Source organism: Anaeromyxobacter sp. K, from assembly GCF_000020805.1.
Lineage (GTDB): Bacteria > Myxococcota > Myxococcia > Myxococcales > Anaeromyxobacteraceae > Anaeromyxobacter > Anaeromyxobacter dehalogenans.
In genome coordinates, this window is the sequence record NC_011145.1 from 4,048,921 (window position 1) to 4,070,158 (window position 21,238).

Sequence of the window (21,238 nt, forward strand, 5' to 3'; positions counted from 1 at the left end):
CGTGCCTCTATTGCGTCGACGATTCCGGAGCCGCCGGATCGACGGCTGCGACCGTCCCAGAGGGGGGTGAAACGCGACCGGTGAGGCGCAGGGTTCACGGAACGGCGTTCCCGTGCGGGCTCGCATGCCCGGCCGCGTTGCGCGCAGCCGCGCCGGCCCCAAGTAAATGCCCGTGCACACCCCCGCTCCCCGGAGCGCGCGCCGTCCCGCGCTCCCCCGTCGCCCTTCCGGTCCCGCGCTGTTCGCCGTCCTCCTCCCGCTCGCCCTCGCCTGCGCACAGAGCCGTGACACCAGCCACGACGCCTGTCCTCCCGAGGCGCCGGCGCTCGCGACCGGCGGCGCGCCGCACGCGCTCAGGACCGTGTTCGTGATCGTGATGGAGAACCAGGACTGGTCCGACATCGCCGGCAACCCCGCGGCACCGTACGTCAACGGCACGCTGCTGCCCGCGTTCGCGCACGCGCTGGACTACCGGACCGGCGGGCTGCACCCCAGCCTCGGCAACTACGTGTGGCTCGAGGCCGGCGATCCGCTGGGCATCCACTTCGACGCGCCGCCCGCGGACGTGCCGCTGCCGGTGACCTGCCACCTCGCGACCTACCTCGAGGACGTCGGGCTCACGTGGAAGGCGTACGCGGAGGGCATCGCCGGCGACACCTGCCCGCTCGTGAACGAGGGGACGTACGCGGTGCGGCACGATCCGTTCGTCTACTTCGAGGACGTCTCCGGCCACCCGTTCGACCCGCACAGCGCCCGCTGCATCGCGCACGTGCGGCCGTTCGAGGAGCTGGCCTCGGACCTCGCCGCCGGCACCGTGCCCCGGTACTCGTTCATCATCCCGGACGTCTGCGACGACGGGCACGACGCCTGCCCGCCGCTGAACGATCCCGTCGCGCAGCAGGACGCGTTCCTGGCGCGCGAGGTGCCGGCCATCATGGACAGCGCCGCCTACCGCGACGGCGGCGTCATCCTGGTGGTCTGGGACGAGGGCCACCGGGGCGACCACCCCATCGGCCTCATCGCGGTGTCGCCGCTCGCGAAGCCCGGCTACGCCGCGCCCGGCGCGTACACGCACGGCTCCACGGTGCGCACCGTGCAGGAGATCCTGGGCGTCACGCCGCTGCTGCGGACGGCCGCCAGCTCGGCGAGCCTGTCCGACCTGTTCACGGCCTACCCGTAGCGGCCGCGATCGGCGCACGCGCCGTCTGCACCCGCAGCCGGCGATCCAGGAAGCCGCCCACGCGCTGCTCGTACTCGGCCCGGGCGAACGCGTGCAGGTCCACGTGCCCGGCGCCTGGCACCTCCCAGAGCGCCTTCGGCCCGCGGGCGCTCCGGTACAGCGCCCGCGACTCGGCGAGCGGTGTATACGGATCCGCCGCGCCGGCGAGCACGAGGAGCGGCGCCGTCTGGGCGCCGATGCGGTCCACCGGGCGGAGGTCGGCCGCGCGGACGCCCTGGCGCGGGAGCATCAGCCGCTCGACGACCGGCGCGAGCAGCGCGCCGAGCGGGCCGAGCCAGGCCCGCGCCCGGTTGCGGATCGCCGCGTCGATGGTCGGGTAGACCGACTCGAGCACCAGCGCGTCCACCTTCAGCGGGACCGGTCCGAGCAGCGCCGCCGCGCCGCCCATCGAGATGCCGATCACGCCGATCCGCTCGCCCGGCAGCGCCGCGCGCAGCCACTCCACCGCGGCGCGCGCGTCGCGGCTCTCCAGCGCGCCGTAGGTCGTCTGGGCCGGGCCGCTCGCGCCGTGCCCGCGGAAGTCGATCGCGAGCACCGAGTAGCCCGCCGCGGCGAGGAAGCGGGCGCGCCCGGCCATCTCGGCGGCGCTCGCGCCGATGCCGTGCAGCAGCAGGACGGCGCCCGCGCCCGGGTGCCCGCGCGCGAGCCAGCCGCGGATCGTGCTCCCGGAGCCGCTCCGCAGCTCGACCGGCCGCGCGTCGAGATCCGCGGGCGCCGGCGGCGCGCGCCCGGCGCGGGCCGGCGCGCTCATGCCGAGCGCCGCCGCGATGGAGAGCAGGACGCCGAGGCGGCGAAGGCGGGTGGGCCGGAAGGTGGAGCGCGTCGGGGTCAAGGAGGCGTGGGGTGCGTCCGGAGCAGCCGGCTCCAGGCGGCGCCGTCCGCGCCGCTACAGCTCATCTCTAGCCAGCGGGATCGTCCCGCGCACGGCGGCCCGGCGTCGCGAACGGAGCCCGAACACCAGCCGGAGCGGCTCCCAGGCGGCGACCCACCCGCACAGGCCGAGGCTGACGGCGAGCGAGGCGGCGGCGAGCCCGAGGAACGCGACCGGCAGGCCGGCGGAGTCGGCGCCCCGGTGCACCATCGCGGCGGCGAGGCCGACGATCACGCCGTGGTGGAGCACGTAGAACGGGTAGACGAGCGCGCTGGCGCGCTGGAGCGCCTCGCCGTCTCGCGCGAGGCACCGGCGCGCGCCGCCGAGCAGCGCCACCAGCCAGCACCACGACGCGCAGCCGTACCCGCCCCACAGCAGCACGCCGCCCGCCGAGCGGGCGGCCGGCAGGCGCGCCAGCACGTCCCCCGGCCACGCCCACGCGCAGAGCCCCACCGACGCGGCGGCCGCGATGACCAGCGCCGGCTTCCAGTGGCGATCGAGCGCGGCGGCGAAGCCGGGCTCCGCGGCCACCGCGAACCCCCACAGGAACGCCGGGAGCAGCAGCCCCCGGTTCGACCAGTCGTAGGCGAGCGGCGCGAAGCGCGGCGCCGCGGTCGCGGTGGCGATCCGGATCGCCACCGCCGGCAGCACCAGCCAGGCGAGGCCGGCGGGCCCCCGGCACGGCGCGGCCAGGCGCGCGAGCAGCCGGCGGCCTGCGGGACCGCGCAGCGCGGCGAGCAGCGGCGCGGTCGCGAGCGAGAACGCGAGCAGGAAGACGAGGAACCAGAGGTTGTGCCAGGCGAAGTTCCCCTCCGGATAGATGCCCTCGAAGAAGTGCGGGTAGAACGCGAGCAGCGATCCCTCGAACCGGCCCTGGAGGCGCCGCTCCACCCAGACCTGCGGCGGCACGAGCACCAGGATCCCGAGCGCGAGCGGCAGCCCGAGGCGGAGCAGGCGCTCGCGAACGTACCGGAGCGGCGAGCGGCTGCGGAGCGCGAGCCAGGCGGCCTCGCCGGCGAGCGTCATGAAGAGCGGCATGATCCACGGCGCGGGGAAGAACACGAGCTCGCCCAGCCACTTGCTGCGCAGCGCGCTCTGCACGTGCCAGGTGTCCCAGGGGTTGAACGGCTCGGCCGCGTGCACCAGGAACACCACCAGCATCCCGAGCACGCGCAGCCAGTCGAGATCCGCGCGCCGCGGCTCGCTCCGGTACCCCGTCGGCGTGACCGCGCTGCGCATCGCCGGGACCGCTCCTCAGACCACCTGCTGATACAGGTCGAGCACGCGCCGCGCCACGATGGGCCACGCGTAGCGGGCCGCGGTGGCGCGCCCCCGCGCGCCGAGCGCGGCGGCGCGCGCCGGGTCGTGCGCCAGCGCCTCGAGCGCGTCGGCCCACGCGTCGGGATCGTCCGGAGGGAGCAGGCGGCCCTCCTCCCCGTCGTGCAGCACCTCCCGGAACCCGTCGATGTCGGACGCGAGCACCGGGCGCCCGGCCGCCATGGCCTCGAGCAGCGTCACGCCGAAGGAGGCGACGCTGGTCGGGGCGCAGTAGACGTGCGCGGCCGCGTACCAGTCCGCCCGCCCCTCGATCACCGCCCCGGCGAACACCACGTCGTCGACGAGATCTCGCGGGACCATCCGCTCGTACCGGCGGCGGAGCGGCCCGTCGCCCAGCACCAGCAGCCGCGACGGGACGCGGGCCCGCAGCCGCGCGAACGCGCGCAGCATGCGGTCGAGCCCGTTCCGCGGCTCGAGCCGCCCGACCCAGAGCACGTTGAAGCGGCCGTCGTCGAAGCGCGCCGGCCGGCGGCCCTGGCCGAAGCCCTCCGCGTCCACGCCGTTCGGGACGATCTGCACGTCGTCGCGGATCCCGGCGGCGAGCGACGCGGCCGCGTGCGAGACGGCCAGCACCAGGTCGAGCCGGCCGAGGTAGCGCCGCTCCAGGCCGCCCGCCAGGCGCGAGCCGAGGCCGGGGGTGTAGTGCGTGTGGAGGGTGCCGGCGACCGGGCCGCGGGCGTGCTGGAGCGCGAGCCAGGGCAGCACCGGGGTGATGGGGCAGTGGACGTGCAGGACGTCGAAGCGCTCGCGGTCGAGCGCGTCGCGCATGGCCCGCGAGAGGCCGAGGCCGACCGAGACGCGGCCGAACCCGCCGTTCAGGAAGAACGGGCGGCTGCGCGCGAGCCGGAGCACGTCGGGGCCGCTCGCCTCCGGCGACGGCGGCGGCAGGTCCGGCATCTCGCTGGTGAGGATCTTCACCGCGTGCCCGAGGCGCCGCGCCTCCCGGGCGAAGTGGTGGACGTGCTCCTGGACCCCGCCGATGCTCGGGTAGTAGTACTCGGTGACGATCCCGATCTTCACGCGCGCTCCCCCCGCCCGGCGGTCATGACGAGGTGGCGCGCCGGCCCGCCTCGGCGTCGGGCAGCGGGGCGCCGGCGCCCTCCTCGCGCGGCTTGCGCCCGCGCGCGCCGGTGGGCCGCCGGAGCAGGATCGGCAGCATGGCGAGCGCGGCCCCCGGGAGCGCGCGCAGGTTCAGCCATGCGACTTGGACCAGCGACCGCGCCTTCATTGGGACCCCCCGCGCGCGCTGCCCCGCCAGTGTTTCATCGAAGGCGGCGCGAGGCTGCGGCCCCGAAGGAGCCGCGCCCATTCGCGCACGCGCAGGCGGATGCCGTCAGACGGATGGAGGGGAGAGTCGCGCGAAGCCCTCCTGGCGCCGGTAGGGCCAGTACGGATAGGGGGCCGGCACCGCGCTCGCCGCGTCGAGCGCCGCCACCTGCGCCGGCGTGAGCGCCCACCCCACCGCGCCGAGGTTGTCCCGCAGCTGCTCCTCGGTCCGCGCGCCGATCACCACGGTCGACACCGTCGGCCGGCGGAGCAGCCAGTTGAGCGCGACCTGCGGGACGGTCCGGCCGGTCTCCGCGGCCATCGCCTCGAGCGCGTCGACGACGCGGTACAGCAGCGGCTCGTCCACCGGCGGGCCGTAGTCGGCGGTCTGGTGGAGCCGGCTCACCGCCGGGAGCGGCTGGCCGCGGCGGATCTTCCCCGTGAGCCGACCCCAGCCGAGCGGGCTCCAGACCATGGCGCCGACGTTCTGATCCTGCGCAAGCGGCATGAGCTCCCACTCGTAGTCCCGCCCGACGAGCGAGTAGTACACCTGGTGCACCACGTGGCGCGGCCACCCGCGGCGGTCCGCCGCCGCCAGCGACTTCATGAGCTGCCAGCCCGAGAAGTTGGAGGCCCCCACGTAGCGCACCTTCCCGGCGCGGACCAGATCGTCCAGCGTGGAGAGCACCTCCTCCACCGGGGTGCGGGCGTCGAACGCGTGGAGCTGCAGCAGATCGATCCGATCGGTGCGAAGGCGCCTCAGCGCCGCCTCGCACGCGCGGACGAGACGCAGCCGCGACGTGCCCGCGTCGTTCGGCCCGTCGCCGGTGGGGAGCCCGGTCTTGGTGGAGATGAGCGCGCGCTCCCGCCGCCCCTCCAGCGCGGCGCCGAGCACCTCCTCCGATGCGCCCGCGGAGTAGACGTCCGCGGTGTCGAACAGCGTGACGCCCGCGTCCAGGCACAGGTCCACCATGCGCCTCGCCCCTGCGACGTCGATCGTCCCCCAGGCGCCGAACAGCGGCCCCGCCCCGCCGAACGTGCCGGCGCCGAAGCTCAGCGCCGGGACCTCCAGCCCCGATGCTCCCAGTCTCCTGTGCTCCACGATGACTCCCGTCCCGGTGGTTGGCGCGGCGCGTGGCCGCGAGCCTTGCGCGTCGCGCGGAAAGGATGCGCGGCGACCCCCCTCCCCGCTAGCACTCTCCAGGCACAACACCTGTGAACCGAGCTCATCGATGGCCCATGGCGACGGCAACCGGCTGTACGAGATGGAGGCGTTCGCGGCCGTCGCGGAGCTGGGCGGCTTCTCCGCCGCCGGGCGCGCGCTCGGGAAGACCCCGTCCGCGCTGAACAAGCTGGTCGCGCGCCTCGAGGCGCGGCTCGGGGCGCGGCTGCTCACCCGCACCACGCGCGCGGTCCGGCTCACCGCCGAGGGCGAGGCGTTTCACCAGCGGGCGCTCCGGATCCTGGCGGAGGTGGAGGAGGCCGAGGGCGAGGCACGGGGCGGCGCGCCGCGCGGCCGGGTGCGCGTGAACGCGAACCTTCCGTTCGGCGTGCACTGCCTGCTGCCGGTGGTGCCGAGCTTCCTCGAGGCGAACCCGGGCGTCACGCTCGACCTGGTGCTCACGGACGAGGTGGTCGACCTGGTGGAGCGGCGCGCCGACGTGGCCATCCGCGTGGGCCCGCTGCGCGCCTCCGGCCTGCTCGCGCGCAAGCTGGGCGAGAGCCCGGTGGCCGTGGTCGCGTCACCCGACTACCTCGCGCGCCGCGGGACGCCGCACACGCCGGCCGACCTCGGCGCGCACGAGCGGATCGGCTTCACGTTCCCGCGCACCCTCCAGGACTGGCCGTTCCGCCAGGGCGGCGAGGAGGTGCGCGTGCCGGTGCGCGGCGCCGTGCGCGCGGGCGACGGCGAGACTGCGCGGCGGCTGGCGCTCGCGGGCGCCGGCCTCGCGCGCCTGGCGCTCTTCCAGGTCACGGCCGACCTCGAGGCGGGGCGCCTGGTGCGCGTCCTCGAGGCGTTCGAGCCCGGAGACGCCCTCGAGATCCACGCGCTGTTCCTGGGGCCCGCCGCCTCCGTGCCGGCGCGGGTCCGCGCGTTCGTGGAGTTCCTCGCATCCGCCCACCGCAGCGGGCGCGGCGCCGGGGCGCGGGCCGGCCGCTCTCGGGAGGGGGCGTCGGCGCGGTGAACCGGCCCGGAGCGCGGCCGGCGGCGCGAGCAGGGCCGCTGCGCCGGGCGCGTTTGACACGGCCGGCGTCGGACGCATGTTCTGCCCATGGCCTCGCCCCTCATCTACCGGTGCGCCCGCTGTGGCGCGATGAATCGCCTCGCCCTGCTCACGCCGGGGCGCGAACCCGTCTGCGGCAAGTGCAAGTCGGACCTCGACACCAGCGGGGCCCCCGGCCACGCCGACCTCGCGGCGCTCGAGCGCGCGGTCGCGAGCAGCCCGGCGCCGGTGCTGGTGGACTTCTGGGCGCCGTGGTGCGCCCCCTGCCGCAGCTTCGCGCCGGTGCTGGAGCGGCTCGCGCGCGAGCAGGCCGGGCGGCTGGTGGTGCTGAAGGTGGACACCGAGGCGAGCCCGGCGGCCGGCGCGCGCTTCGGGATCCAGGCCATCCCGACGCTGGTCGTGTTTCGCGACGGCAAGGAGGTGGACCGGGTCTCGGGCGCGCTGCCGTACGAGGAGCTGCGCCGCTTCACCACCGCCGCGACGCTCGGCGTGGCCGGCTAGCCGGTCAGCGGAGCACGACCCCTGCGCGCCGCCGCTCCGCGAAGGCCGCCACCGCACGGACGTCCGGGTCCGAGCCGAGCGCCACGCAGCCCGCGGTCCAGTCCGTCCAGGTGTTGAGCCGTCCCGCCCAGCGCGTCGCGCGCGAGGGTCCGTGGATGCCGACGTTGCTGCCGGTGAACCCGGCGCGACGCTGCTCCGCCGTCGGGTAGGCGATGGGGATGAACGTGCCGAAGCCGGCCGAGGGCCGGGGCGCGCCCAGCGCGTAGGCGCCGAGGGGGGTCCGACGATCGCCCTCGACGCGCTTGCCAGTGCCGGCGCTGCCGAGCGCGACGGGGAAGACCGCGGCCGCGGCGCCGGCCTCGCAGAGCGCCAGGCGGCGGTGGACGGTCTCGACGAGGACCACCGGGTCGGCGGGCGGGCAGGCGGGTGGCCCGGACCGCTGCGCGCACGCGAGCAGGAACGCGAGCGGCGGGACGAGGAGGAGCGCGGCCACGGCGGTGCGGAGGGCGATCGGGGTCATGGCGCGCGTCGCATCGCAAGCCCCGGGCCGCTCCCGCCGGCCGCTCCAGGCCCGCGGGACGACGGGGAAACCGGCGAGGCGTGTCCCCTCGGCCACACCTTGCGTGTACCGCGGGCCGCAGCGGAGCGCGTCAGGGCGCGAGCACCGCGAGCTGCCCGGGCGCGACCCGGAACTCGGCCGGCGTGGAGCCGGCCAGCTCGCCGTCCGCGTCGATGTCGAGCGGCGGATCGGTCCAGAGCGACGCGCGCGTCGCGCGCACGTGGAGCACGCCCGGGTGCTCGAGGTGGCGTCCGCGGAGGAGCAGGAGGGCGTAGCGCGCCAGCCCGGCGAGGTCGCGCAGCCGGTCGCGCAGCCGCGGCGCGCCCGGGGAGGAGGCCGAGGTGAGCACGTACACGTCGAGGAGGTGGTCGTCGGCGCGGGCGCGCGGCGCGATGAGCCGGCCGCCGCCGTGGTAGCGGCCGTTCCCCACCACCACCTGCAGCGCGTGCAGGTCCTCGGTGCGCCCGTCCACCTCGAGCCGCGCCCGGAACGGCGGCTGGCCCGCCGCGGCGGCGCCCGCCACCGGGTAGGCGAGCGTGCCGGCGCGCCGCTTCAGGCCGTCGTCGAGCCGCCGCGTCAGCTCGGAGGACGCGCCCACGCTCGCGGCGTTCAGGAACGCCCGCCGCCCGGCCCAGCCGACGTCCCCCCGGCGCACCCGCCCGCGCGCGATGACCTTCCCGGCGCGCGCGAGGTCGTCCGGAATGCCCAGCGTGCGCGCGAAGTCGTTCGCGGTGCCGAGCGGGAGGACGCCGAGCGCCGCGCCGGTGCCGGCGAGCGCCGACGCCGCCGCCGCGAGCGACCCGTCGCCGCCGCCCACGATCACGCGCCCGGCGCCGGCCGCGACCGCCGCCTCGACACGCTCCGTCAACCCACCGGGCTCGACCACCAGCGCCTCGGCGAGGACCACCCCCGCGGCCTCCAGCGCGGCGCGGGCGGCGGACAGCGCCGCGTCGCCCTTGCGCGCGGCGGCGTTCACGAGCAGCACCGCCTCGCCGCCGGCGCTCAGCCCCGGGTGCGCCGGCGCTCGGCGAGCCACAGGAACAGCTCCTCCAGCTCGGTGTCGCTCGTCCCCGGCTCGGCCGCGCGCGCCACCTCGTCGAGGAGCCCGCGCTCGCGCGCCCGGTCGAGCAGCGGGCGGTCGATCTCGGCGCCGGCGGCGAACACCACCAGCCCCGCGGCGTCGCGCACGTCTGCGACGAGCCGGCGTCCGACCAGCGTGCGGGAGAGCAGCGCCTCCTCCGCCCGCGTGAACGCCCTCTCGAGCACGGAGCCGTCCATCCGCGCAATGTGGGGCCGCCGGCGGCGTCCGGCCGTGAGCCACCTCGCGTTCCAGTTCGAGACGCCCTGGAACACCTCCCGCTCCCGTGGGGGGCGGCATCGATCGGCAGGCGCCGACGAAACGCTTGCCGCGCAGCGACCTTGCGCGAAGCGTCGTGGGTCCGCGAGGGGCACGGCCCGTGCAGTTCCGGCCCGGCATCCCCGCAGTCCAGAGGAGCGAGCCCGATGCCCCAGCAGCCCCGCGTGATCGATCTCCGAGCCCTCCCGCCGCAGGTGCGGCACGGCCTCGTCTTCCAGTGCTTCGACGCGCTGCCGACCGGCGAGTCGATGGTGATCGTGAACGATCACGATCCCATGCCGCTCCTCCAGCAGTTCCGGTTCGTCCGGCCCGGCGAAGCACAGCACGAGTACCTCGAGCAGGGTCCCGCCGCGTGGCAGGTCCGGATCGAGCGCAAGGCGCCGGGCCGGCAGGCCGCCGCGCCCGCCGGCGGCGCGCCGGACAGCGTGACCGGCTACCTCGAGGCGGACCACCGCCGGCTCGACGCGATCCTGCCCGAGGTGGAGCGGCTCGCCGCGGCGGGCGAGTACCGCGACGCCGCGCGGCGCTTCGCCGAGTTCACGTCCGGCCTCGATCGCCACATCGACGCCGAGGAGCAGGTCCTGTTCCCCACCTTCGAGGACGCCACCGGCATGGCGTCCGGGCCGACCCAGGTGATGCGCATGGAGCACGTGCAGATCCGGGAGCGGATGCGCGAGGCCGCCGGGTCGCTGGATCGCGAGGACGCCGGCGGCCTGGCCGCCGCGGTGGGCGGGCTCACGCAGGTCCTGTCGGTCCACAACATGAAGGAGGAGCACATGCTCTACCCGATGTCCGATCGCGCCGTGCAGGGCGAGGCGCACCGGCAGCTCGTCCAGCGCCTGCGGGCCGTCACCGAGGCCACGCCATGACCGGCCGCCGCTGGAACCCCGCCGACGGCCACCCGGTCGCCCCCGAGCAGCTGCCGCCGCGCCACGGCGCCGTCCACCCCGACGGCAGCGAGGAGCGGCCGCTGTGGGCGCCGAGCGAGGGGCCCTGCCGCACCGAGACCGGCGGCGCCGGCGGCGAGCCGGAGGGGCGCGGGCTGCCCATCCGCAGGGTGAGCTGGGACTGACCGGCGTCGGGGCCGTTGCTCAACCGGCGCGCCGCCCGTCCTCGCGCACCCGGAAGAAGCCGACCACCTGCAGGAGCGCCTCGGCCTGCGAGGCCATCTCCTCGGCGGTGCCGGAGAGCTCCTCCGCCGCCGAGGCGTTGCGCTGGGTCACCTGGTCCACGGTCGCCATGGCCTTCGAGACCTGCGCGACCCCGACCGCCTGCTGCTGGGACGCGGCGGCCACCTCCTGCACCAGGCCGGCGGTCCGCTGGACGGCGGGCACCAGCTCGGCGATGAGCTCGCCGCTGCGCTCCGCCACCTGCACGCTCGAGCCGGCCACCTCGCCGATCTCCTTCGCCGCGCGCTGCGCGCGCTCGGCGAGCTTGCGCACCTCCGTCGCGACCACCGCGAAGCCCCGCCCGTGCTCGCCGGCGCGCGCCGCCTCGATGGCGGCGTTCAGCGCGAGCAGGTTGGTCTGGTACGCGATCTCCTCGACGATGGAGATCTGCCCGGCGATGGAGCGCATGGCGGCGACCGACTCGGCCACCGCCTTGCCGCCCACGTCGGTGTTGCGCGCCCCCAGGCTCGCCATCTGCTCGGTCTGGCGCGCGTTCTCGGCGTTCTGCGCGATGGACGCGCTCATCTCCTCCAGCGAGGAGGTGGCCTCCTCGGCGCTCGCCGCCTGCTCGCCGGTGCCCTGCGACAGCGACTGCGAGGTGCTCGCGACCTGCGCCGAGGCGGCGGTGAGCGCCTCCGCGCCGCTCCGGACGTCGCCGATCACCTCCGCCAGCTTCTCGCCCATCTCGCGCATGGCGCGCTGGAGCGCGCCGATCTCGTCGCGCGACGTGACCTGCACCGGGTCGCGCAGGTCGCCGCCCGCGATGCGCCTCGCCGCGGCGATCGCCCCCCGGAGCGGCCCGGTGATGCTGCGGGTGATCCACACCGCCAGCACCACCGCGAGCAGCACCGCGGCCACGCCCATGGCGAGCGTCGTGGTCCACGCCGCGTCGTGGTCCGCCTCCACGGCCGCGGCGGCGGTCCGCACGTGCACGCCCTCGTGGGCGAAGAACGCCGCCCAGGCGCGGTGGACGTCCTCGAGGCGCGGGAGGACCTCGGCGCGGGCCAGCGCGCGCGCCTCCTCCAGGTGGCCCTGCTCGAGCAGCGCCTGCGCCCGCTCGAACGCCGCCGCGAAGGTCCGCCGCGCCGCGGCCACCTGCTCCATCGCCTCGATGCCGGGCTCGCACCGGAACGAGCGCACGCGCCGGGACAGCGCGTCCACCAGCCCGTCGGCGTCGCGGTCGGCCGCGTCCGCGGCGGCCGCCGCGCTCCGGGCGCCCTCGAGGTCGGCCGCCAGGAACACCGCCGAGACCAGGGCCGTCTCGCGGCCGATCTGCTCCAGGCCCTTCACCCCCTGCTCCGTCTCCTCCCAGCGCGGACCCGCCACCGCGTCGATCGCGTCCTTCTGGCTGGAGAGCCGCTGCATGCCCAGCCACGCGACGATCCCCAGGATGGCGATCAGCGCGGCGAACACGCCCCCGAGGCGCTCGCCGATCCCGACGTTCTTCGTCACCTTGACGTCCTCCCCCTGGGCAGGCGCCGCCCCGGCGGTGGGGCGGGCGCCGGGACGCACTGCAACCCACGGTCCGTCCCGTCGTCACGCTGGGTGAAGGACGCGCGGCGGGAATCCCCAGCGACGCCGCGCGCCTCGTGCGCCGTCCGCCGGGGCGCGGCCTACGGTCGCACCGGTCCCCGGCGGACCCCGGGTCCGCGCGGTCCCGCACCGGACGGTGAGCTTCTCCACGCCCGCCCGCCGCGCGCGGGCCGCCGGATCAGGGCCCGCCGTGGCATCATCCGGCCCCCGCCCACCCCATCGACGGAGCTCGCATGCCTCGCCGCGACGACGTGAAGAAGGTCCTGATCATCGGCTCCGGCCCGATCGTCATCGGCCAGGCGTGCGAGTTCGACTACTCGGGCACGCAGGCCTGCAAGGCGCTGCGCAAGCTCGGCTACCGGATCGTCCTCGTCAACTCCAACCCGGCCACCATCATGACGGACCCAGGGATGGCGGACGCGACCTACGTCGAGCCGCTCGACGTGGAGACGCTCACCCGGATCATCGAGAAGGAGCGCCCCGACGCGCTGCTCCCGAACCTGGGCGGCCAGACCGGCCTGAACCTCTCCTCCGAGCTCGCGCGCAAGGGCGTCCTCGACCAGTACGGCGTGCGCGTCATCGGCGTGAACCTCGACGCCATCCGCCGCGGCGAGGATCGCGAGACGTTCAAGGAGACCATGACGCGCCTCGGGATCGAGACGGCGCGCAGCGAGATCGCGACCACGCTGGAGCAGGCCATGGCCGCGGGCCAGCGGCTCGGGTTCCCGCTGGTGGTGCGGCCCGCGTACACCATGGGCGGCACCGGGGGCGGCTTCGCCTACAACGTCGAGGAGCTGGAGGAGATCGCCGCGCGCGGCCTGCTCGCGAGCCCGGTGTCGCAGGTCCTGGTGGAGGAGTCGGTGCTCGGCTGGGAGGAGCTCGAGCTCGAGGTGGTCCGCGACGCGAAGGGCAGGAAGATCACCGTCTGCTTCATCGAGAACGTGGACGCGATGGGCGTCCACACCGGCGACTCCTACTGCACCGCGCCGATGCTGACGATCTCGCCGGAGCTCCAGGCGAGGCTCCAGGACCAGGCCTACCGGATCGTGGACGCGATCGAGGTGATCGGCGGGACGAACGTCCAGTTCGCCCACGACCCGCGCACCGGGCGCGTGATCGTCATCGAGATCAACCCGCGCACCTCGCGCTCGTCCGCGCTCGCGTCCAAGGCGACCGGGTTCCCCATCGCGCTCGTCTCGTCGATGCTCGCCGCCGGCCTGACGCTGGACGAGATCCCGTACTGGCGCGACGGGACGCTCGACCGGTACACGCCGTCCGGCGACTACGTGGTGGTGAAGTTCTCGCGCTGGGCGTTCGAGAAGTTCAGGGGCGTGCAGGACCGGCTCGGCACGCAGATGCGCGCGGTCGGCGAGGTGATGTCGATCGGCAAGAGCTACAAGGAGGCGTTCCAGAAGGCGATCCGCTCGCTCGAGAACGGCCGGCCCGGCCTGGGCTTCGCGAAGGACTTCCACGCGCTGCCGCTGGAGGAGCTGCTGGAGCGGCTGCGCGAGCCCACCAGCGAGCGCCAGTTCCTGCTCTACGAGGCGATCCGCAAGGGCGCCGACCTCGACCTGCTGCAGCAGCGCACGCACATCAAGCGCTGGTTCCTCGAGCAGATGAAGGAGCTGGTCGCGCTGGAGGAGGAGCTGCTCCGGCACGCGGGCCGCCTGCCGCCGGACGACCTGCTGGTGCGCGCCAAGAAGGACGGGTTCGCGGACCGCTACCTGGCGCGGCTGCTCCGGGTGTCCGAGGCGGAGGTCCGCGAGCGGCGCACCGCGCTCGGCGTGGTGGAGGGCTGGGAGGCGGTCCCGGTCTCCGGCGTGCAGGACGCCGCCTACTACTTCTCGACCTACCGGGCGCCGGACGCGGTGCCGGCGCGGGCCGGCGCGAAGAAGATCATGGTGCTGGGCGGCGGCCCGAACCGCATCGGGCAAGGCATCGAGTTCGACTACTGCTGCGTGCACACCGCGTTCGCGCTGCGCGACGCCGGCTACCAGTCGATCATGGTGAACTGCAACCCGGAGACGGTCTCGACCGACTACGACACCGCCGACCGGCTGTACTTCGAGCCGGTGACGGTGGAGGACGTGCTCTCCATCTACCGCAAGGAGCGCCCGGACGGCGTGATGGTGCAGTTCGGCGGGCAGACGCCGCTCAACATCGCCCGCCAGCTCGAGGAGGCCGGCGTCCGCATCCTGGGCACCTCGCCCGAGACCATCGATCTCGCCGAGGACCGCGAGCGCTTCAGCGCCGTGGTGCGCAAGCTCGGGATCCCGCAGCCGGAGTCGGGCCTGGCGCGCGACCAGGACGAGGCGCTCGCGCTGGCGCGGCGCATGGGGTACCCGCTCATCGTCCGGCCCTCCTACGTGCTCGGCGGCCGCGGCATGGAGGTCGTGCACGACGAGGAGATGCTGCGCGAGTACGTGCGCAAGGCGGTGGACGTGTCGCCGGAGCGGCCGCTGTACGTGGACCGCTTCCTGGTGGACGCGGTGGAGACCGAGGCGGACGCCATCTGCGACGGGACCGACGCGTTCGTGCCCGCGGTGATGGAGCACATCGAGCTCGCCGGCGTGCACTCCGGCGACTCCGCCTGCGTGATCCCGCCGGTGAACGTCGCGCCCGAGCACCTCGCCACGATCGAGGACTACACCCGCCGCCTGGCGCTCGAGCTGGGCGTGGTCGGGCTCATCAACGTCCAGTACGCCATCGCCGGCGGCACCGTGTACGTGCTCGAGGCGAACCCGCGCGCCAGCCGGACCGTGCCGCTCGTCAGCAAGGTCTGCGACCTCCCCATGGCCCGCATCGCCGCCCAGGTGATGCTGGGGATGCGGCTGAAGGACCTGCGGCTCGAGCGCCGCCGGCCCGGCTACTTCGGCGTGAAGGAGGCGGTGTTCCCGTTCTACATGTTCCCGGAGGTGGACCCGGTGCTCGGGCCGGAGATGCGCTCCACCGGCGAGGTGCTGGGCCTGGCCCGGACCCCGGGGCTCGCGTTCTACAAGGCGCAGCAGGCCACCCGCTCGCCGCTCCCGCTCTCGGGGACCGTGCTCGTCACCGTCGCCGAGGCGGACAAGCCGCGGGTGGCGCCGGCGATCCGCGAGCTCGCCGGCATGGGCTTCCGCGTGAAGGCGACGCGCGGCACCCGCGACTACCTGGCCAGCCAGGGCATCGAGGCCGAGCTGGTGCTGAAGCTGCACGAGGGGCGGCCCAACCTCGCCGACGCCCTCCTGAACGGCGAGGTGAGCCTGCTCGTCAACACCCCCGCCGGCAAGCAGAGCGCGCACGACGACTCGTACATCCGCAAGGCCGCCATCCGCGCGGGCGTCCCGTACGTCACCACCGCCGCGGCCGCGGTGATGACCGCGAAGGGCATCGCGGCGCGCCGCGCCGGCGCGGAGGGCGTGCGGAGCCTGCAGGAGTACCACGCGACGCTGCGGTGAGGCGTCGCGGGGCGCACGGTTCCGTGTCGGGCGTGTTCGCGATCGTTTCGCGGGGCCATCCGCGCGCGGGCGGAGCGTATATCGGGCGTCGTGAGCCTCCCGAACCGATCCCTCGCGCTCGTCACCTCGCTGGCGTCCTTCGCGCTGGCCGCCTGCGCGGTCGGCCCGCGGTACGTCCGGCCGGAGCTGCCCGAGCGGCCCGCCTGGGCGGCCGCGGCCCCGGGCACTCGGGCGGCGGGGGCCGACGAGGCCCTGCTGGCCTCCTGGTGGTCCGCCTTCGACGACCCCCTCCTCGCGAGCCTGGTGGAGCGCGCCGCGACCTCCAACCTGGGGCTGCTCCAGGCGCGGGCGCGCGTGCGCGAGGCGCGGGCCCGGCGCGGCGCGGCCGTCGCGGAGCTCGCCCCGAGCGTCACCGCCTCGACGTCCGCGTCGCGCAGCTGGCCCAGCGAGCAGAGCGGCGGGGGCGGCGCCGCCGATCTGTTCCAGGCCGGGCTCGACGCGAGCTGGGAGCTCGATCTCTTCGGCGGCAAGCGCCGGGCGAGCGAGGCGGCCGCCGCGAGCGCGGAGGCCGCGCTGGAGGACGCGCGGGACGTGCGCGTCAGCCTGGTCGCCGAGGTCGGGCTCTCCTATCTCGGCCTCCGCACCACCGAGGCGCGCCTGGCGGTGGCCCGCCGGAACCTGGCGGCGCTGCAGGAGACCGCCGATCTGACCCGCTGGCGCGCCGAGGCGGGGCTCACCACGCAGCTCGACGTCGAGCAGGCCCGCGCCAGCCTCGAGCAGCAGCGCGCCGCCGTCCCGCAGCTCGAGCGCACGGCGGCGAGCGATCGCAACGCGCTGGCGGTGCTGCTGGGGCTCCAGCCGGGCGCGCTCGACGCCGAGCTGGCCGCCTCGCGGCCGGTCCCCGCCGTCTCGCGCGAGGTGGCGCTGGGGGTCCCGGCCGACGCGCTCCGCCGGCGGCCCGACGTGCGCCGCGCCGAGCGCGAGCTGGCGGCGCAGACGGCGCAGGTGGGCGTGGCGCAGGCCGCCCGCTTCCCGTCGCTCACCCTGTCCGGCTCCATCGGCCTGGAGGCGCTCGCCGCGGGGGACCTCGTCGCCGGAAACGCCGTGACCTCCTCCCTGGGCGCCGGGCTGCTCGCGCCCATATTCGACGCGGGCCGGCTCGCGCGGGCGGTCGAGGTCCAGGCGGCGGTGCTGGACGAGTCGCTGCTCGCCTACCGCGCCGCGGTGCTCACCGCGCTGCAGGAGGTGGAGGACGCGCTGTACGCGTTCGACCGCGAGCAGGCCCGCCGCGCCGCGCTGGCCGAGGCGGAGGGCGCGGCGAGCCAGGCGGCGGCGCTCGCGCGCGATCAGTACCAGGCCGGCCTCGTGGCGTTCACCGCGGTGCTCGACGCCGAGCGCACGCTGCTCGGCGTGCAGGACTCGCTCGCCGCGAGCGACGGCGAGGTCGCGTCGGACCTCGTCCGCCTGTTCAAGGCGCTCGGCGGTGGCTGGACCGCCGGCGGCACCGCCACCCAGACCGCCGACGCACGGGAGGCCCCATGACGCAGCCATCGCCCGTCCACCCACCCCAGGACCTCGTGGAGCAGCTCGGGCTGGACGCTCGCGCCACCGGGCGCCGCCGCTGGCGCTGGATCGCCGCCGACGCCGCGGCGGTGACGCTCGTCCTCGCCGTGACGCTCGCGCTCCGCGGACGCGGCGGCGCGGTGCCGTGGCAGACCGAGCCGGCGCGGCGCGGCGCGCTCACCGTCACGGTGAGCGCCACCGGCACCCTCGAGCCCACCAACGAGGTGGAGGTGGGGAGCGAGCTCTCGGGGGTGGTCCGGAGCGTCGAGGCGACCTACAACCAGCGCATCGCGAAGGGGCAGGTGCTGGCCCGGATCGACACGACCAAGCTCGAGGCGCAGGCCGCCCAGTACCGCGCCGCGCTCGCCGCGGCGGAGGCCAAGGTGGCCGAGGCGAGGGCCACCGTCGAGGAGGACCGGCTCGCGCTGGAGCGGCTCGAGCGCGTCCGCGAGCGCTCCGGCGGGAAGGTGCCCGCGCAGTCGGACCTCGACGCCGCGACCGCGGCGCTGGCGCGCGCCCGGGCGACGCTCGCCTCCGCCGAGGCGTCGGTGGCGCAGTCGCGCGCCACGCTCCAGGCGACGCTGGTGGACATGGGCAAGGCGGTGGTCCGCTCGCCGGTGGACGGCGTGATCCTGGTGCGCTCCATCGAGCCCGGACAGACGGTGGCGGCCACCCTGGAGGCGCCGGTGCTGTTCACGGTGGCCGAGGACCTGCGGCGGATGGAGCTGCGGGTGGACGTGGACGAGGCGGACGTGGGGCGGGTGAAGGCCGGGCAGCAGGCCCGCTTCACCGTGGACGCGTTCCCCGACCGCACCTTCGCGGCCCGCGTGGCGCAGGTGCGCCTCGGGGCGACCACGACCAGCGGCGTGGTCACGTACAAGGCGGTGCTCGCGGTGGACAACGACGACCTGGCGCTGTTCCCGGGCATGACCGCCGCCGCCGAGATCGTGGTCGAGCACGACGCGGACGCGCTGCTCGTCCCCGCGGCCGCGCTCCGCTTCGAGCCGCCGCGCGCCGCCGCCGCGGCGGCCCCGGCCACGGGCGGGAGCTTCCTCCAGCGCCTCATGCCGCACCCGCCGCCCCGCGCCGCCAAGGAGCCCGCCGCGCCGGCCGGCGGGCCGCGGGTGTGGGTGCTGCGCGGCGGGGCGCCCGTCGCGGTACCGGTCACGATCGGCTCGAGCGACGGCCAGGTCACGCGCATCACCGGCGGCGAGCTCGCGGCCGGCGCGGAGGTGGTGATCGCGGCCGCCGGGGGCGCGCCGTGATCGCCGCCGCCGCGGCGCGCGCCCCGGCCGCGCTGACCGCCGGGCCGGTGCCGGTCGCCCCGCTCATCGAGCTCCGCGGGGTCACCAAGATCTACGGGAGCGGCGCCGCCGCCGTCGCCGCGCTGCGCGGCGTGGACCTCCGCATCGATCGCGGGGAGTTCGTGGCGGTCATGGGGCCGAGCGGCTCGGGGAAGTCGAGCACGCTCAACCTCCTCGGCTGCCTGGACGTCCCCACCGGCGGTCACTACCTGTTCTCCGGGGTGGACGTGGGCGCGCTCGGGCGCGACCAGCGCGCGCGGCTCCGCCGCTTCCAGCTCGGCTTCGTGTTCCAGGGGTTCAACCTGCTGGGGCGGACCTCGGCGCTCGAGAACGTCGAGCTCCCCCTCGTCTACCGCGGCGTCCCGGCGACCGAGCGGCGCGCGGCGGCGCGCGAGGCGCTCGCGGCGGTGGGGCTGGCCGGCTGGGAGCGGCACACGCCGGCAGAGCTCTCCGGCGGCCAGCAGCAGCGGGTGGCCATCGCCCGGGCCATCGTGACGCGCCCCGCGGTCCTGTTCGCGGACGAGCCGACCGGGAACCTGGACACCGCGCGGTCGCGCGAGGTGATGGCGCTCCTGCGCGGCCTCAACGTGGAGCGCGGCCTGACGATCGTGATGGTGACGCACGAGCCGGACGTGGCCGCGTTCGCCCGCCGCACCATCCACTTCGTGGACGGCCGGATCCAGTCCGACGGCCCCGACCCGGAGGCGGCGTGACGACGCTCTGGAACGCGCTGCACCTCGCGCTGCGAGCAATGCGGCGCAACGTGATGCGCTCGGTGCTCACCATCCTGGGCGTGGTGATCGGCGTGGCCGCGGTGATCGTGATGGTGACCGTGGGCAGCGGCGCCACCGAGCAGGTGAAGCGCCAGATCTCCGAGATGGGCAGCAACCTGCTCATGGTCACGCCGGGCCAGCGCATGGGCCCGGGGCAGGAGACCAAGGCCCGCCCCTTCCGCGAGGAGGACGCGGAGGCGCTCTCGCGACGCGTGCCCTCGCTCGCGGCGGTGGCGGCCTCGGCGACCTCGAGCGCCACCGCCATCGCCGGCAGCGCGAACTGGACCACCACGGTGACCGGCTCGGAGGAGGGGATCTTCCGGATCCGCAACCTGAAGCTGGAGTCGGGCCGGACGTTCACCGAGTCGGAGGCCCGCTCCGGCGCCGCGGTCTGCGTGCTCGGCGCCACCGTCCGCCGCGAGCTGTTCGGGGCCACCGCGCCGGCCGGCCAGCACCTGCGCCTCGGCAAGCTCACCTGCCAGGTGATCGGCGTGCTGCAGGCGAAGGGACAGTCGTCCATGGGCCAGGACCAGGACGACCTCGTGATCGTCCCGCTCCGCACGTTCCAGCGGCGCATCGCCGGGAACACCGACGTCGGCGTGATCCAGGTGTCGGTCCGCGAGGACGCCTCGACCGAGGCGGCGCTGGCGGACGTGCAGCGGGTCATGCGCGAGCGGCGCCACGTCTCGGCGCTCGAGGAGGACGACTTCCAGGTGGTGGACCTGAAGGAGATCGCGCGCACGCTGAGCGGCACCACCCAGCTCCTCACCGCGCTGCTCGGCGCGGTGGCCGCGGTCAGCCTCCTGGTGGGCGGCATCGGGATCATGAACATCATGCTGGTCTCGGTCACCGAGCGGACCCGCGAGATCGGCGTCCGCCTCGCCATCGGGGCGCTGGAGCGCGAGGTGCTGGCCCAGTTCCTGGTGGAGGCGGTGGTGCTCTCCAGCTTCGGCGGCCTGGCGGGCGTGGTGCTGGCGCTGCTCGCGTCGTGGGGGATCACTGCCCTGCTCGGGGTGCCGTTCCTGTTCATGCCCGGCACCGTGGCGCTCGCGTTCCTGTTCTCGGCCGCGATCGGGGTCCTCTTCGGCTACGTCCCCGCCCGCAGCGCCGCGCGGCTCGATCCCATCGAGGCGCTGCGGCACGAGTAGGCGCGCCGCCCCCGAGGCGCCGCGCCCAGCGTTCGCGCCGCGTGCTAGATGGGGAGGGATGCGCTTCGGCCCGCTCATCCCCGCCCCGGCCCTGCTCACCTCGCTCCAGGACGTCCGGCTGCTCGACGCCCGCCCCGGCCCCGAGGCCTACGCCGCGGGGCACCTCCAGGGCGCGCTCCACGCCGACCTGAACGTCCACCTCAGCACCGCGTCGGCCCCCGGCTTCGATCCGGCCCGCGGCGGCCGCCACCCGCTGCCCGAGCCGGCCGCCTGGGCCGCGCAGCTCGGCGCGTGGGGCATCGGGCCGGACACCCGCGTCGTGGTCTACGACGCGGCGGGTGGCCAGAACGCCGCCGCGCGTCTCTGGTGGATGCTGCGGGCGTTCGGCCACGCGCAGGTCGCGGTGCTGGACGGCGGGTTCCAGGCGGCGCGGGACGTCGGCGTCCCGGTGACCACCGCAGCGCCCGCGCCGGCGCCTGCGCCGGGGGCGTATCCGGCCTCGCGCTGGTCGCTCCCCACCCTCTCGATCGACGAGGTCTCGAGCCGCCTCGGGGATCCGGCGTGGAAGGTGCTCGACGTCCGCGCGCGCGAGCGCTGGCGCGGCGAGGCGGAGACGCTCGATCCCATCGCCGGCCGCATCCCCGGCACCCTGAACCTCCCCTGCGCCGAGAACCTCGGCCCCGACGGCCGGTTCCTCGCGCCCGAGGCGCTGCGCCGGAAGTACCTGGCGCTGCTCGGCGGCACCCCGCCCGAGCACCTCGTGGTTCACTGCGGATCCGGCGTGACCGCCTGTCACACGCTGCTCGCGCTGGACGCCGCCGGCCTCGGCGGCGCCGCGCTCTACGTGGGCTCGTTCAGCGAGTGGTGCCGCAGCGGGCGGCCGATCGGGAACGGCTGAGCCGGCGCGCGTGAGGGCGCACGCACTCCCGGTACGCGCTCCCGACCCGTGTTCCA

General features: G+C 75.8%; 20 protein-coding genes. 11 read left to right on the plus strand and 9 right to left on the minus strand.

Annotated features, from left to right (window positions below; translation table 11 throughout):
• Positions 1-166: 166 nt before the first annotated feature.
• Entirely contained in the window at positions 167-1,180 is a 1,014-nt protein-coding gene (locus ANAEK_RS18055) for an alkaline phosphatase family protein (RefSeq protein WP_012527571.1), read from the plus strand.
• Here ANAEK_RS18055 and ANAEK_RS18060 read toward each other — a convergent pair.
• From ANAEK_RS18060 to ANAEK_RS18080, 5 genes are all read right to left on the minus strand, one after another.
• Positions 1,164-2,072: an alpha/beta hydrolase gene (locus ANAEK_RS18060; protein ID WP_012527572.1), complete on the minus strand. Its 909-nt coding sequence runs from the start codon at positions 2,070-2,072 to the stop codon at positions 1,164-1,166. The genes ANAEK_RS18055 and ANAEK_RS18060 overlap by 17 nt on opposite strands.
• A 54-nt stretch (positions 2,073-2,126) precedes the next feature.
• On the minus strand, positions 2,127-3,350 hold the full coding sequence (locus tag ANAEK_RS18065) for an acyltransferase family protein (RefSeq protein ID WP_012527573.1): 1,224 nt from the start codon (positions 3,348-3,350) through the stop codon (positions 2,127-2,129).
• A gap of 15 nt (positions 3,351-3,365) precedes the next feature.
• Positions 3,366-4,469: a glycosyltransferase family 4 protein gene (locus ANAEK_RS18070; protein ID WP_012527574.1), complete on the minus strand. Its 1,104-nt coding sequence runs from the start codon at positions 4,467-4,469 to the stop codon at positions 3,366-3,368.
• Between the two features lie 22 nt (positions 4,470-4,491).
• Entirely contained in the window at positions 4,492-4,677 is a 186-nt protein-coding gene (locus ANAEK_RS18075) for a hypothetical protein (RefSeq protein ID WP_012527575.1), read from the minus strand.
• A 105-nt stretch (positions 4,678-4,782) separates the two neighbouring features.
• Entirely contained in the window at positions 4,783-5,817 is a 1,035-nt protein-coding gene (locus tag ANAEK_RS18080) for an aldo/keto reductase (RefSeq protein WP_012527576.1), read from the minus strand.
• Between the two features lie 130 nt (positions 5,818-5,947).
• Here ANAEK_RS18080 and ANAEK_RS18085 point away from each other — a divergent pair, with 130 nt between their 5' ends.
• Positions 5,948-6,901: a LysR family transcriptional regulator gene (locus tag ANAEK_RS18085; protein WP_012527577.1), complete on the plus strand. Its 954-nt coding sequence runs from the start codon at positions 5,948-5,950 to the stop codon at positions 6,899-6,901.
• Positions 6,902-6,988: 87 nt separating this feature from the next.
• Positions 6,989-7,441 (plus strand): thioredoxin TrxC, encoded by a 453-nt coding sequence (gene trxC / locus ANAEK_RS18090; RefSeq protein ID WP_012527578.1) that lies wholly within the window; start codon positions 6,989-6,991, stop codon positions 7,439-7,441.
• A gap of 4 nt (positions 7,442-7,445) precedes the next feature.
• Here trxC and ANAEK_RS18095 read toward each other — a convergent pair whose 3' ends face one another.
• The 3 genes from ANAEK_RS18095 to ANAEK_RS18105 form a co-directional block, all read right to left on the minus strand.
• Positions 7,446-7,961, minus strand: coding sequence for a murein L,D-transpeptidase family protein (locus tag ANAEK_RS18095; protein WP_012527579.1), 516 nt, complete (start codon positions 7,959-7,961; stop codon positions 7,446-7,448).
• 130 nt (positions 7,962-8,091) lie between these two features.
• On the minus strand, positions 8,092-9,036 hold the full coding sequence (locus ANAEK_RS18100; protein WP_232288266.1) for a lipid kinase: 945 nt from the start codon (positions 9,034-9,036) through the stop codon (positions 8,092-8,094).
• Entirely contained in the window at positions 9,003-9,278 is a 276-nt protein-coding gene (locus ANAEK_RS18105; protein ID WP_041454113.1) for a hypothetical protein, read from the minus strand. The genes ANAEK_RS18100 and ANAEK_RS18105 overlap by 34 nt, the downstream gene beginning before the upstream one ends.
• 225 nt (positions 9,279-9,503) lie before the next feature.
• Between ANAEK_RS18105 and ANAEK_RS18110 the strand changes: the two genes are divergently transcribed.
• A complete protein-coding gene (locus ANAEK_RS18110; protein ID WP_012527582.1) occupies positions 9,504-10,226 on the plus strand; it encodes a DUF2249 domain-containing protein in 723 nt (240 codons plus the stop codon).
• Positions 10,223-10,429 carry a hypothetical protein gene (locus tag ANAEK_RS18115; RefSeq protein WP_012527583.1) on the plus strand — a complete coding sequence of 69 codons (207 nt, stop codon included), beginning with the start codon at positions 10,223-10,225 and terminating at the stop codon, positions 10,427-10,429. Before ANAEK_RS18110 ends, ANAEK_RS18115 begins: the two co-directional genes overlap by 4 nt.
• 19 nt (positions 10,430-10,448) lie before the next feature.
• Here the strand turns inward: ANAEK_RS18115 and ANAEK_RS18120 are convergent, their stop codons facing one another.
• A complete protein-coding gene (locus ANAEK_RS18120) occupies positions 10,449-11,978 on the minus strand; it encodes a methyl-accepting chemotaxis protein (RefSeq protein ID WP_012527584.1) in 1,530 nt (509 codons plus the stop codon).
• Between the two features lie 314 nt (positions 11,979-12,292).
• Between ANAEK_RS18120 and carB the strand changes: the two genes are divergently transcribed.
• The 6 genes from carB to ANAEK_RS18150 all read left to right on the plus strand — a co-directional run bounded on the left by carB (position 12,293) and on the right by ANAEK_RS18150 (position 21,182).
• Positions 12,293-15,496, plus strand: a complete 3,204-nt coding sequence (gene carB, locus ANAEK_RS18125; protein ID WP_012527585.1) for a carbamoyl-phosphate synthase large subunit — start codon at positions 12,293-12,295, stop codon at positions 15,494-15,496.
• A gap of 90 nt (positions 15,497-15,586) precedes the next feature.
• Positions 15,587-17,038, plus strand: coding sequence for an efflux transporter outer membrane subunit (locus ANAEK_RS18130; protein WP_012527586.1), 1,452 nt, complete (start codon positions 15,587-15,589; stop codon positions 17,036-17,038).
• A complete protein-coding gene (locus ANAEK_RS18135; RefSeq protein ID WP_012527587.1) occupies positions 17,035-18,324 on the plus strand; it encodes an efflux RND transporter periplasmic adaptor subunit in 1,290 nt (429 codons plus the stop codon). The genes ANAEK_RS18130 and ANAEK_RS18135 overlap by 4 nt, the downstream gene beginning before the upstream one ends.
• Positions 18,324-19,076, plus strand: a complete 753-nt coding sequence (locus ANAEK_RS18140; RefSeq protein WP_369736033.1) for an ABC transporter ATP-binding protein — start codon at positions 18,324-18,326, stop codon at positions 19,074-19,076. The genes ANAEK_RS18135 and ANAEK_RS18140 overlap by 1 nt, the downstream gene beginning before the upstream one ends.
• On the plus strand, positions 19,073-20,284 hold the full coding sequence (locus ANAEK_RS18145; RefSeq protein ID WP_012527589.1) for an ABC transporter permease: 1,212 nt from the start codon (positions 19,073-19,075) through the stop codon (positions 20,282-20,284). The genes ANAEK_RS18140 and ANAEK_RS18145 overlap by 4 nt, the downstream gene beginning before the upstream one ends.
• Positions 20,285-20,342: 58 nt before the next feature.
• Positions 20,343-21,182, plus strand: coding sequence for a sulfurtransferase (locus ANAEK_RS18150; RefSeq protein ID WP_012527590.1), 840 nt, complete (start codon positions 20,343-20,345; stop codon positions 21,180-21,182).
• Positions 21,183-21,238 lie beyond the last annotated feature (56 nt).

Coding starts and splice junctions, on each gene's coding strand:
- trxC (WP_012527578.1), top strand. CDS start 6,989: ATGGCCTCGCCCCTCATCTACCGGTGCGCCCGCTGTGGCGCGATGAAT.
- ANAEK_RS18110 (WP_012527582.1), top strand. CDS start 9,504: ATGCCCCAGCAGCCCCGCGTGATCGATCTCCGAGCCCTCCCGCCGCAG.
- ANAEK_RS18135 (WP_012527587.1), top strand. CDS start 17,035: ATGACGCAGCCATCGCCCGTCCACCCACCCCAGGACCTCGTGGAGCAG.
- ANAEK_RS18150 (WP_012527590.1), top strand. CDS start 20,343: ATGCGCTTCGGCCCGCTCATCCCCGCCCCGGCCCTGCTCACCTCGCTC.
- carB (WP_012527585.1), top strand. CDS start 12,293: ATGCCTCGCCGCGACGACGTGAAGAAGGTCCTGATCATCGGCTCCGGC.
- ANAEK_RS18105 (WP_041454113.1), bottom strand. CDS start 9,278: ATGGACGGCTCCGTGCTCGAGAGGGCGTTCACGCGGGCGGAGGAGGCG.
- ANAEK_RS18055 (WP_012527571.1), top strand. CDS start 167: ATGCCCGTGCACACCCCCGCTCCCCGGAGCGCGCGCCGTCCCGCGCTC.
- ANAEK_RS18115 (WP_012527583.1), top strand. CDS start 10,223: ATGACCGGCCGCCGCTGGAACCCCGCCGACGGCCACCCGGTCGCCCCC.
- ANAEK_RS18095 (WP_012527579.1), bottom strand. CDS start 7,961: ATGACCCCGATCGCCCTCCGCACCGCCGTGGCCGCGCTCCTCCTCGTC.
- ANAEK_RS18085 (WP_012527577.1), top strand. CDS start 5,948: ATGGCCCATGGCGACGGCAACCGGCTGTACGAGATGGAGGCGTTCGCG.
- ANAEK_RS18075 (WP_012527575.1), bottom strand. CDS start 4,677: ATGAAGGCGCGGTCGCTGGTCCAAGTCGCATGGCTGAACCTGCGCGCG.
- ANAEK_RS18065 (WP_012527573.1), bottom strand. CDS start 3,350: ATGCGCAGCGCGGTCACGCCGACGGGGTACCGGAGCGAGCCGCGGCGC.